Genomic DNA, 12,343 nt, shown 5'->3' on the forward strand with positions numbered 1-12,343 from the left:
CCAGCAGGAGCAACAGGTCTAGCAGGAGCGACAGGCCCAGTAGGAGCAACAGGTCCAGCAGGAGCAACAGGAGGTGGCTTATCAGAATTCGCATACATCTTCAATCTAACTCCTCAGACGGTTGCAGTAGAGGCAGATGTCATTTTTGATTCAAATGGAATAATGACAAGTGGAATTACACATACCCCTAGTACGTCTCAAATTGCAATTATTACTCCGGGGATTTACGAAGTTACTTTCTCCGTATCAGGTACAGAATCGAACCAATTTGCACTATTTGTAAATGGCTTGCCGGTTGCAGGTACAATCTATGGTTCAGGTGCTGGTACTCAGCAAAACAACGGGCAAGCTATAATAGCTTTTGCAGCTGCTGATGTGCTTACTCTTAGAAATCATTCTTCTGCTGCAGCTGTTGGACTTGCAACTGTAATTGGAGGAACCCAAGCGAACGTAAACGCTTCTATTGTCATAAAAAAATTAAATTAGTTTCAAATAAATTAGTACTTTCATGTAGCATTAACTCTTTAACTAATAATACGAAATAAAAAATCTCCTGTAGAAGGAGATTTTTTACGTTCAAGTTGCAAAAAGATTTTTTATTCAATCAATTAAAAAATTGAAACAAGATTATATAATTCTTCTTCGACTAACGCATGCTTATGTTGAACAACATGATCGGTTGAAAAGTCGATTTTTTTAGTGCGCCCAGCATGTACATAATCTATAGGGTGTAAGTCCCGAGCCATGAAGGCAGTAGTAGTGGTTAGCTCAAGACAAGGGTGTCCGTGGCGACGCGGAATCTGAAGGAAGTCGGCGGCAAATTCCCGACCTAAGGAACACGAACTTCATAGAAGGCTAGGTAACATTGGATGAGTTTGCTAAACAAAACAAAGTCCTTACTGCCAAAGATGTTACAGAGTAAATAAAGTAGGTACATGGAAAGAAAGAATATGCACTTACCTGGGGAGGTCTGACAGAAACGCCACACTCATGTGGTAACTTATCTAGTGATAGATAACTGAACTGTCTGAAGTCAGCAGACGTCATAGTACCTTTTCTAAAACTCGAGAACGAAAAAGGGAAGGACTGAACAAATTAAGGAGAACAGATACTAAGCGTTCGAATTCTATAAAGAAGCAGACAATCTCTATCAAGAGACTTACTTGAAGGAAGAAACGGTGAATACGTGGGAGACTTCAAGAGGGTGGAGTAGAATTAGGCACAAATAGACAATCGTGTTCACGTAGAAAGGAAATATAAAATGTTGATTGAAAAGATCCTAACACGGGATAATCTTTTAAGCGCTCTGAAAAGAGTTGAAAGGAATAAGGTGAGTCATGGTGTAGACAATATGTCGACCAAAGACCTGCGTTCGTACATCGTCAATCACTGGGATGAACTAAAACAATCCCTTCAAAATGGTACCTACCAACCTCATCCAGTCCGTCGAGTCGAAATCCCGAAACCGAACGGTGGCATGAGATTACTAGGAATACCAACCGTGTTAGACCGATTCATCCAACAAGCAATTACCCAAGTATTAACACCAATATTTGACCCAAGTTTCTCGGAGAATAGCTACGGTTTTCGTCCAAAGAAAAGAGGACATGACGCAGTGAGAAAAGCAAAAGGTTATATAAAGGAAGGATTCGAGTGGGTAGTAGATATTGATTTAGAAAAGTTCTTTGACAAGGTTAACCATGATAAGTTGATGGGCATTTTAGCGAAGCGAATTCCAGACAAGAAACTCTTAAAACTAATACGGAGCTATCTGAGTGCAGGAGTCATGATTGGAGGAATATTTTCTGAAAGTACCGAAGGTACTCCACAAGGAGGACCATTAAGTCCACTACTCTCAAATATTATTTTAGACCATTTAGATAAAGAGTTGGAAAGAAGAGAATGTAAGTTTGTAAGATACGCCGATGATTGTAATATTTATGTTAAATCAAAGAAGGCAGGATTACGAACAATGTCCTCTATTGTTTCCTTTATTGAAAAGAACTTAAAGCTTAAGGTAAATATGGAAAAGTCTTCAGTAGACCAACCATGGAACAGAAAATTCTTAGGCTTTAGTTTTACAAATTTTAAGGATATTAAAATCACAATCTCTAATCAGAGTCTATTGAGATTAAAACAGAAAATCAAAGAATTAACCTCAAGAAAGAACTCTATACAAATGGTTAAGCGAATTAAAAAGCTAAATACTTACCTGGTTGGTTGGTGTGGATATTACGCGTTAGCAGATTCACCAGGTGAATTACAACGTATAGATAAGTGGATTCGAAGAAGATTGAGAATGTGTGTTTGGAAGCAATGGAAAAATCCTCGAACGAGGATTAGGAAATTAATCAGTCTTGGCATAAATAAACAAACAGCTTATGAATGGGGAAATACAAGAAAAGGCTATTGGAGAATCTCACAAAGTCATATTCTAAATAAAAGCCTAGGGAACAGATTTTGGCAAAACCAAGGTCTCAAAAGTCTATATCAAAGATATATTTTCTTGCGTCAAAACTTGATTTGAACCGCCGTATACGGAACCGTACGTACGGTGGTGTGAGAGGTCGGGGGCTAGCCGCCCCCTCCTACTCGATTTGTGCTAAATGGCAGATTAGTTCAATAAGGATTAATTTTATAACTTCGTTTAATGCCTAGAGAAGGGAATATCATTTAAGAGCAAGAATTAACATATTATGGAAAATGAGAACAGGATTAGAGGAGATGTATATGTTGATAGATTATGGATTATTGATTATCGGTATAGCACTTTTACTTGTGTCTTACCTAGTCGCTGTAAAAAAACAAACTTGGTTGTTAGCTGGTTTTAATGAGAAAATGATTAAAAATAAGTCCTTGTTAGGTAAAGTAGTAGGTGGAGTTTTTTTTCTTCCTCTCAGCTTGTTAATAATTTTTAACAGTTTTATCGACTATCCTTATGAAGTAACGGTTCTTATAATAATAATGTTGATTTTATTAATAATGGTGTACTTATTTATCAATAGAAAATTAATCGATTAATTCTACTCGACTAGTTGAACAAAATGAGTCACTGAGTGGCTCATTTTTTATTGAAGTAAATGTCAGGTTAGTTACATAAGAAGAATTACATTTTCTAGGAAAAAAGGAGTAATTCCCCCATTTTACAAAGAACAATTGTCAAGATGTTATTGAAATTATAGAAATATACATTAGTTTAACAACAGATAGAGGACGATCATCCTCTATTTATTAAATAGCAGGATAGTCGAATAAGCGTAATGAATACATAATTACGAATTAGTTCTAAAAATCTAGTAAAGAGATTTAAAATAATGTCTAATGAATTTAATAATGAGATTCTAAAAGAATTAAAAGAAATAAATGAAAAAATTGATAAATTAAAAGTTGAACAAATAAAAGGGCTATCCTCTGTTGGTAAATTAGTTGCATTGAGTTTTGGTTTCTTAGTTCTTCCAATAATATTCGGCATTATCATTCCGTTAATTAACAAAATATTTGGTTAATAAATTTATTCTTTTTGAACTATAGCATATTTTAGATGAATAACCTGATAGTCTGTATAGTCGGTTTTTTTATATGGCACAGGATAGTGAAATAAGGAGAGTTAGTTTGTATACATAATTTTTATTATCGAAAGTTCGTTTCTTGTAAACAAAACATATTTTACTTTTATAAAGTATAGGTAATATTAACGGAATTATCAGGAAACTATTGTGGATTAGAAAAACCTTGTATATATTTAAAGTACAATATGGCCGAACGATTGCTCATATGTATGATGGTTTTATTTAAAAAGTTATTAAGGAGGATGAATGATGGAAGACGTAATTGAAAAAGCAATTCAAGATATCTACCCAGATGATTTCGCTTGGTGTTATGGATGTGGTCGATTAAATAAAGATGGTCATCATCTTCGCACTGGTTGGCAAGGTGATAAAACTGTTACGATCTTTACACCGGAATCAAAGTACATGGGAATTCCAGGTTTTATTTATGGTGGATTAATAGCTTCGTTAATTGATTGTCATGGGACAGGTTCTGCCTCACTTGCTTTACACCGTAAGAATGGGAACGAAATTGGAGATGGATCAGTACCACCTAGATTTGTAACCGCTGCCCTCAATGTGGAATATCTTAAACCAACCCCACAAGATGTTCCACTAAAAGCAGTCGGAACTGTTGAAGAAATCCATCCTAAAAAATGGAAAGTTCATACAGAATTATTCGCAAATGATATTCTTTGTGCTCGTGGAGAGGTAGTACTTGTTGTAATGCCTAGCACATTTTTAAAATAAAACCTTTAAAGTATCTACTTCGTTTCAAGTCTAAGAGAAAATTTCTTAGCCATTTTAAGTAGGTGATTGAATGTGTAAAGAAATAAAGAAATATGAAGTTATGAATTTATTAATCCATGCATGTCCTTCTTATAAAAAAGATGGGAAGATTACTTTAAAGACAATTATGAGGAAAATGAAGATCAATTATTATATAATGATTTATCAGATTTTGCTCGTCATTTGGCGGATTTGTATTCTAAAGGAAATTTTAAAGAATTCGCTAGAGTATTTGATGTTATCGAACGATTACATACAGACAGAGACGAATACGTGCAAGAAGCAGCAACAATCGGGTTATTGGAAGACTTTCAAAATCTTGGTATAAACCCAAACCCAAATGGTATGAAGAAGTATTTACATACTGTGTCTTTAAAGTGGTGGAATGACTTAGAAGATTTTTGGAATGGATACACTGATTATGTTGGTGGTCCAAAAAAATAATTTCTTAAACAAATTTAATGAAAATGTTGATTATTATTATGTTTAGTAGTGTTATTTTTGGTAATATGAAGGATATTGAAATAACTGCCGAATTGATTTTACTCAAATTACAGATAAAGATTGCAAAATGAAGAAAACTCGCCAATATTGTAGCGAATTTTCTTCATTTTCATATGCAAATTGCTATGTCAAAACGTTTGTAATTATGGTTTTAAATATCTGAAGAGCACTTCAAAACGGAACCCTTATGTCTCAACACATTTTATCAACAGACTCTTTTATTTAGGTTCTTTAAGTATTTTGCTAATTCCGTCATCACTCGTAGCTATGACTCCTGCCGAACCACCTGCAATCATCCCCAGGGTAGAAGTTGCTAAATCAGTGTTGGTCACACGAGCAAAAACAAGTCCAGTTATGACACTTAGCACTAAAGTGGCTCCTGTTACAATAAGTACGATCGGCCAGGCATTTTCAAGAGAGGCAATTGAAGATGGGTTAAAGTAAGTACCTAAAAGTACACCTGTAATCGCTTGAGCTACTGTAAATACACCGGATGGAATTATGTTACTAAAACGATTAAATGGAGTGAACGCCACTATTATCCCAACAAGAAGTGCAGCAAATAAATGGGGCGAAGGAAACCCCTGACCCTCCAGCAAAGTGCCGATAAGTAATGTACCTGCTATAATACCAACCCAAATTGTCAATATTCCTATCCAGCGTCGATCTTTCATAACCTTCTTTCATTCCTTTCATCCTTTAGTTATTTTCTTAAGGAAATCAAGCTTGTACACCGGTATTTCTGCTTTTGCAAATTCATTTGAATAAATACCCGATGTTGTCTAACCGCCGTAAAAATCTTAACTAAGTAGAACTCTATCATAAACAACGTTATCCAATATTAAAATTCCCTGTTTTTTTTATTAAAAATTACTTATACTTGATGCTCTTCTCCAATAATCTTTCTATATTTATTATCAGGTTAAAGTTTATCTGTTTTTTGACAATGTATTGTCGTTCACCTCTAAAAAATTCAAATTATTAAAAGTAACAGTTCTTTAATTCATGCTAATTCATATTAAGAAACTTTAATTTAGTATCAAATTATTTTCATTTAAGTTTAAATTTATTTTTATTTTTCTTTAAGGCATCTCCTCTATAATTCTATTTTATAGGGCTAAGAAAAAAGGGGAGTGGATTTAATCTTTAAATTCGGTTTTAATTTTATCCAATAAATAGGGTGTGATTGTATGAAAAATGTAATAGACACGATTAATAATTGGGCAGTTAACCACCTTATACAGTTGCATATAAAAATACGACGGATGAAATTGCCCAGGTTATAAATATTGATCAACTCAAGTAGAAAATTATTAGAAAATATAACAAAAGAGGATAATATAATGAAAAATATTCGAGCACAAGTATTAGCTATTTTGACTGATTTATGTAATACAGAAGAAATAGTAGAAAATCCGGAAGTACTTTTATTTGAAGAAGGTTTGTTAGATTCATTTGGAACTGTTAGCTTACTAGTTGAGATAGAAGATAAATTAGGTATATATGTAACAATTTCTGATTTTGATCGCGATGAGTGGTCTACACCAAATAAAATTATATCAATTTTAGAAACTATGGCCGCTTAAAATAATGAATTTTAGAAAAAGCTTCCGAACACTCAAATTTTGTGTTCGGAAGCTTTTTCTTTGGACTATACTTAATTTCATATACACATTTTATTCATTCTCAATCAGCTAACCACAAAGTTTTGAGATTAATTCTAAACTTTTTCTTTACTGTGCAAGAAAGATTCCATTGCTTGATCCACATAAACCCAACCCTTTAAGCTTAAATGAAGCGAATCGCTGAAAAAATATTTATCATATTCATGGTTCGATAAGTCTTCAACTTCAAATCCAGAATCACGAATTTCTTTAGATACTTTTTTATAATATAAAGTACGCTCTTCTTTTTTAAAACCAATGTAATCATAAAAGTACCCATTTACTGGAATAGATATGAAAAGTGGTTTTGCGCCAGCACTTTTTAATAAATCTAATTCCAGTTGTAGGTCCTTATATTCAGGTGATTCTTTATAGGAAAGTGTAGACTTAGAGTTTTTTAATTGTTTAATTTTATTAGCAAAATGCAATGTATAAATACTGTTTCTAATATAAAATGGATTATTGGTTGCTGTTTTCTTTCCTTCTTTTTCTGCAATTGCCATCAGCTCTTTAAATGATTTATTTTTTGAAGTTTCGTAATTATTTATTTTAAGATTACTGATAAAATTAAATTTTGATGTAAGTACATCTTGTTTATTTATAATTGATAAATAAGGATTGACTAAATTATTAGTAATTAGTTTATTAGTCAGTTTTTCTGTTTTCATTCCAAGTGCTTGCCTCATCAAAGTCGTAAGCATTTTATCATTTCTAACTATTGAATAATCAAGTAATCGATTAATTGCTCTTTTTTTTATATCCGTAGGGATTTTATTATTTTTTGCAAATTCAATTGCTTGTAACTTCGAAAAATTTGGGTCAAAACGTTGTTCATCTAATCCTCTTTTATTAAACCATTGTGGTGAAATTATAAAAATTATCTGTTTCCCCTTTAAACTTGAATAGTTAACAGATAAACTAAGGAAATGTATTAAAGATTGAGTTCCTCCTCTTCCTATTAGGAAAGGTGTATATTTTGGATCATATGCCTTAAAATAATTTGAAGGATGAAACTGATCAAATCTTGAAAGTTCAGACGAACCATAGATTGGTATAATGGTAGGATCTTTCATAACTTGTCTTTGTACTGTAATACCTTGGAAGATAGCAGGACTAAGTGAGCTAGATTGATGCTTAGCTGTTCGATTTGTAACTAGTGGCGTTAACCATTGATTTGGAATGGTAATTATTAATATAACAACTATAACAGCCAAAAACATTGGACCGAAAGTAGTTTTTTTCATATCTAATCCCTCATTTGATGTCTAATTATTTGTTTTAGAATAATGTTCCTGAAAAAATTAAAAAGCCAAAACAAATAAAGTGAAATGTAATAATTATTGAAAGTATATCAGTAAATTTTGTTCGAGGAATTAATTTCTTTTCTTTATTTTTCCTTTCAAATAGATCGTAACAAATAATTAAAATAGCATGGTAAATACCATAAACAATGAAATGCAACGCTAATCCATGCCAAAGACCCATTAAAAAAAATAAGGTAAAGTAAGATATATACGAAATGACATATCGATTTTTTATTAATTTCTTTTTTTGTAAGAAAAAAACTAGCCTCATATAAACATAATCTCTAAACCAAAATGACAATGTCATATGCCAACGATTCCAAAAATCTTTAATATTTCTACTTAAAAATGGTTTATTAAAGTTCTGTGGCGTTTGAACACCTAATAAAAAGCTAATTCCGACTGCAAAAGCACTATACCCTGCAAAATCAAAGAACAAGTAAAAACTATATGCATACATGTATAGAAGCTTTAAGACAAATAGGTCTTCATGTAAGTAGACATTTGAAATAATATACAAATTGATAGCATGAGCAATAATATACTTATAAAGAAACCCTCTAAAAATTAAGTTGATACCATTAAATAAAAACTTCTTATATTCTTCAGCTTCAAAGCTATTCTTGAAATCCTTCTCAAATCTACGATATCGATCAATCGGACCAGACGTAAAAGTTGGGAAGAATAAAAAGAACTGTAGAAACTCAAATACTGTTAACGATTTGATTAATCCATCCCTTATTTCGATTAGTAATTGGATTGATTTGAAAGTTACATAGGAAATACCCAAAAATCCAATTATTGAATTTGGAATAAAAAGTGGCTGAACCTTAGTTAAAACTAACGGAAATAACGTTAATACTATTAAAAAATAAAAAACACGAGGATTATTGTATTTCTCACGATATTTTCTATAGTTAATGACCAATACTGATTGGAAAATAGTAAAACATATAAAAAATAACAACTGTTTTATATCGTCTTTAAAAATAAGTAAAATAAGTGTCCAGCCAACAAGCGTGTTGTAAAATGTTATCTTTTTTCCTCTTAACCCATAAATAACAATTGGTAAGAATAATAACATCAATAATAAAAAATATAGTAAATTTGCGTATGGTGTCATTTGAATACCTCTATAAATATTAGTTAATAAAATTAAAATTCATTATAAATAAATGTAGATGAGCCAGAGGAATTACAAATGTAAAAATAGATTAGCAATATGATGATCATCAAATAATAACTAGTTTTTAAAAACCATTGAAAAATCATTGCATTTTTATAAACTAGATTTGTTTTCTTTTCTTTCATAGTTAATTCTCCCTTTAATTTCTAAGTTTAAAATTGAATGTTTAATTTGTTTATGAGTACGTGAAATGTATAGCATTGCTATATAATAGCACAGTAAAAAAGCAAAAAAGATTAATTTTTTTTAATCAATTTCACTATAATTTAATGATTGGCTGTAAAATTCATTATTGTTTATTTTCAGGCATTTTTTTGATATGTATAAGTGTTTAAAAATTAAATTGTTTTAATCAAATTTAAAGTGAATATTCATAATAGAATCTGCGAAATTTAATTTACGAAATATATAATGATCCCATAATAAGCTTTATAAATTGTGTAACAAAAAGAAGGGTGGATCATTAAAAATAATGCAGCAACCAAAAATACTTGTAGTTACTTCTAGTTTCGGAAATAGTGATAGTAAGTGGCATACCCATAGAGACGAATTTAGAAAAATTGAAAGGAGTAAATTTATATTGGACGAGCACCAAACAAATATAATCGAATATTAGTTGTTGCTGATTGAAGGAATATCATAATATTAAGCAAACAAAAAAGAGAGAGTAATGGTACTCTCTCTTTTTTGTTTATTTAATGAAAGGCTTTTCTCATCAATCCGAACAAATATAAAATTCCTTATTTTACTATAAGTAATAAAACCTTCAAGCGCATTGTTTTCGTTCATATTGCTTTTCTTTATAACGCTGATAATACCAAATTGCAGTACTAATCCAAAATCCTCCAGTAAAGTAGCCAGCAATTACATCGCTTGGAAAATGAACACCTAAATAAATTCTGCTTATGCCAATTAAAAGAATCATTATTAAACTTGTTATTATCAAAAGAGAACGCCCAGATTTTGTACTAATATTTCTCCACAATATAAATGTTAAGATTCCATAAACTGTCATTGCGTTAGTTGCATGCCCACTTGGAAAACTATATCCACTTATTTCAATTAAACGGTGTAAATCAGGTCTCGCCCTATGAAAAAAGAGTTTTAATAAAACACATAGAATATTTGAGCCAATAAGAGCAGCAATAAATAATATTAACTCAGAACGGTGATTTAAAACTTTATAAAGAAAATATAGAATACTAATAGAAAGTAAAATAATAAATACGCTTGAACCTAAAAAAGTTATTATTTTCATTAAAGATGTTATGACCGGTGATTCAAGTCCTTGTATAAAGTTAATAACTGTACTATCAAAATGATATATACTATGATTGCTCACTAGTAATGCCATGAGTCCGAAACCAAAAAGTGACAAAAGACTTATTAAAAAAGCAATGGACAAAGAATACTTTAAATTCATTTAAAAATACCTCAAATTTACAAAGTTGTTATTGAATTTTACTAGCAAACAATTAAATCATATTCTTTTAGAGTTAAGATACTATCATTTCCATACCGTCTCACTTATATGTCTTAATTTTACTTTTTCATTGATTTTAAATATATAAATGTCTAAATGGTACGTTTGTTTGGAAATGTCTTATATTGTTGTATGAGACGAAGTATTTCAAGTAGTAATAAATTTAAAAATAACCATGCTGCTCCATATGTGTATCCTGCTATAATGAGAAAGAATAAAATAATAAAATGTATGATTTGTACTACTCAAAAAATAAATCTAAATATCTCTATTTAATTCATTTTCAATTGTTTAAATAAAGAGTATATGGTAAATTAAGGTCATTAACTTATTAAAGATGTTTAATAAGTTTTTAAAGGTGGTGAATTTAGTGAATGAATTTTTAGCAACTCCAAGCAATATGAAGAAAATGGTTCTTCGCGGTATTCGTACAACGCTCTTAAAATTAGGCAGTGCAACTAAAGTTGAATTAAGTCAAAGGTTAGAAATTAGTTTTCCGACAATTAGTAAGTTTCTAACAGAAATGGAAAAAAAAGGAGAAGTTCTTTTAGTCGGATTAGACCATTCTAGTGGCGGAAGAAGGGCAAAAAGATATTCTTACAATCCTGAACATATGTTAGGTTTAGTAATATTTTTAGAGGGAACTGAAACGAACTATATCATTTTAAATTGTGTTGGTGAAATTAAAGAACAAGGCAAAGCGCCGAGTGCATTAATAGATAATAGTTTGCACTTTTTAACGATGACTATTGAAAATATCATAACTAAATATCCAAAAATCAGTTCAATGTCGATTGGAGTTCCAGCGGCGGTTGATAATGGAAAAATCATTTATATTCCAGGATACGAACAGTTTCAAAACATTAATTTAAAAGAATATTATGAAGAAAATTTTTCGATTCCTGTCATAGTAGAGAACGATATGAATGCAGCTGTTTTAGGGTTTCACAATAATAGAGGATTAAAAGATAAACAATCCCTTGTTTATTTGTATTCAGGTCAAAACGGTCCGGGTGCGGGAATTATGGTAAACGGTGATGTGGTAAGAGGAAGTACATTCTTCTCAGGTGAGGTTTCATTTGTACCTCAATATGATAAAAGAAATTTTGGGCAGGCATTAGAAAATAGAAGAGGACTTAAAAACCTAAAAATAAGTGAGGACTATGAAATTGATGCAATCAGCAGATTAGTTGCCTCATTTGTAGCCATCATTAACCCTCATATCATCATTTTTTGTAAGAATGAAGTTGAAAACGTAATACTAGAAAAAATTAGGATTGCTAGTTCAAATTATATTCCATCCGAACATCTTCCAGTGCTTACAACGAGTGATTGGAAACAAGATTATTTATTTGGATTACAAAGTCTTTGTCTTAAACTTATGATCGATTGAATATTTAAAAGGTAGTTATATAAGGTGGTGAGTCTCATTTAATACTTGAAAATTAGATAAAATAATATCGAGGAGTAAAAATAAATGAAAGTTGAACATGTTGCTATATGGGTTAAGGATTTGGAAGGTATGAAGGAGTTTTACGAAACTTTTTTTAATTGTAAGTCAAACAATAAATATTATAATAGCGAAAAGAAATTTGAATCTTATTTTCTTACTTTTGAATCTGGCGCACGGTTAGAGATTATGCGTAAAGAGGGGATTGTTAATACGAATACCGATGATCAAATTGGTTGGGCTCATATTGCAATCTCCTTGGGAAGTGAAGATGCCGTCAATCAGATGAGTGCCAAATTTAAAAATAGCGGTTATCCTCTTATTAATGGTCCTCGTATGACTGGTGATGGGTACTATGAGAGTGTTATAAAAGATCCTGAAGGAAATCTTATCGAGTTGACTGTTTAACTTATAC

Annotated in this window: 13 protein-coding genes and 1 pseudogene; 9 read left to right on the forward strand and 5 right to left on the reverse strand. The window is 31.2% G+C overall.

Annotation, left to right across the window (positions count from 1 at the left end; translation table 11 throughout):
* From COI44_RS08175 to COI44_RS08205, 6 genes and pseudogenes are all read left to right on the forward strand, one after another.
* Positions 1-486, forward strand: a 486-nt coding sequence (locus COI44_RS08175) for a BclA C-terminal domain-containing protein (RefSeq protein WP_098427492.1), incomplete at its 5' end; no start/stop codon positions are given.
* 775 nt (positions 487-1,261) lie between these two features.
* Complete coding sequence (gene ltrA / locus COI44_RS08185) at positions 1,262-2,527, forward strand: group II intron reverse transcriptase/maturase (RefSeq protein WP_098427493.1); 1,266 nt, start codon at positions 1,262-1,264, stop codon at positions 2,525-2,527.
* Positions 2,528-2,733: 206 nt separating this feature from the next.
* Entirely contained in the window at positions 2,734-3,021 is a 288-nt protein-coding gene (locus COI44_RS08190) for a DUF3784 domain-containing protein (protein WP_286163827.1), read from the forward strand.
* Between the two features lie 293 nt (positions 3,022-3,314).
* Complete coding sequence (locus COI44_RS08195) at positions 3,315-3,506, forward strand: hypothetical protein (protein WP_098427494.1); 192 nt, start codon at positions 3,315-3,317, stop codon at positions 3,504-3,506.
* A gap of 312 nt (positions 3,507-3,818) precedes the next feature.
* Positions 3,819-4,298 (forward strand): PaaI family thioesterase, encoded by a 480-nt coding sequence (locus tag COI44_RS08200; RefSeq protein ID WP_098427495.1) that lies wholly within the window; start codon positions 3,819-3,821, stop codon positions 4,296-4,298.
* Between the two features lie 168 nt (positions 4,299-4,466).
* Positions 4,467-4,781: pseudogene (locus COI44_RS08205) on the forward strand (DUF7674 family protein); the annotation flags it as partial.
* Positions 4,782-5,059: 278 nt separating this feature from the next.
* Here COI44_RS08205 and COI44_RS08210 read toward each other — a convergent pair.
* Complete coding sequence (locus tag COI44_RS08210; RefSeq protein WP_098427497.1) at positions 5,060-5,515, reverse strand: AbrB family transcriptional regulator; 456 nt, start codon at positions 5,513-5,515, stop codon at positions 5,060-5,062.
* 669 nt (positions 5,516-6,184) lie between these two features.
* Here COI44_RS08210 and dltC point away from each other — a divergent pair.
* Complete coding sequence (gene dltC / locus COI44_RS08215; RefSeq protein ID WP_098427498.1) at positions 6,185-6,427, forward strand: D-alanine--poly(phosphoribitol) ligase subunit 2; 243 nt, start codon at positions 6,185-6,187, stop codon at positions 6,425-6,427.
* Between the two features lie 134 nt (positions 6,428-6,561).
* Here the strand turns inward: dltC and dltD are convergent, their stop codons facing one another.
* The 4 genes from dltD to COI44_RS08235 form a co-directional block, all read right to left on the reverse strand.
* Positions 6,562-7,749 carry a D-alanyl-lipoteichoic acid biosynthesis protein DltD gene (gene dltD, locus COI44_RS08220; RefSeq protein ID WP_098427499.1) on the reverse strand — a complete coding sequence of 396 codons (1,188 nt, stop codon included), beginning with the start codon at positions 7,747-7,749 and terminating at the stop codon, positions 6,562-6,564.
* Between the two features lie 34 nt (positions 7,750-7,783).
* Positions 7,784-8,932, reverse strand: coding sequence for a D-alanyl-lipoteichoic acid biosynthesis protein DltB (gene dltB / locus COI44_RS08225; protein WP_098427500.1), 1,149 nt, complete (start codon positions 8,930-8,932; stop codon positions 7,784-7,786).
* A gap of 32 nt (positions 8,933-8,964) precedes the next feature.
* Positions 8,965-9,120, reverse strand: coding sequence for a teichoic acid D-Ala incorporation-associated protein DltX (dltX, locus tag COI44_RS08230; RefSeq protein ID WP_082459304.1), 156 nt, complete (start codon positions 9,118-9,120; stop codon positions 8,965-8,967).
* A gap of 641 nt (positions 9,121-9,761) precedes the next feature.
* Positions 9,762-10,418, reverse strand: coding sequence for a phosphatase PAP2 family protein (locus COI44_RS08235; protein WP_098427501.1), 657 nt, complete (start codon positions 10,416-10,418; stop codon positions 9,762-9,764).
* A gap of 430 nt (positions 10,419-10,848) precedes the next feature.
* Here COI44_RS08235 and COI44_RS08240 point away from each other — a divergent pair, with 430 nt between their 5' ends.
* Together COI44_RS08240 and COI44_RS08245 are read left to right on the forward strand one after the other, a co-directional pair.
* Positions 10,849-11,871 carry an ROK family transcriptional regulator gene (locus tag COI44_RS08240; protein ID WP_483295476.1) on the forward strand — a complete coding sequence of 341 codons (1,023 nt, stop codon included), beginning with the start codon at positions 10,849-10,851 and terminating at the stop codon, positions 11,869-11,871.
* A gap of 84 nt (positions 11,872-11,955) precedes the next feature.
* The gene (locus tag COI44_RS08245; RefSeq protein ID WP_098427503.1) at positions 11,956-12,336 is read left to right on the forward strand and encodes a VOC family protein; all 381 of its coding nucleotides are present in this window, start codon (positions 11,956-11,958) and stop codon (positions 12,334-12,336) included.
* Positions 12,337-12,343: the final 7 nt, after the last annotated feature.

It is taken from the genome of Bacillus sp. AFS088145, assembly GCF_002564465.1.
GTDB lineage: Bacteria > Bacillota > Bacilli > Bacillales > Bacillaceae_G > Gottfriedia.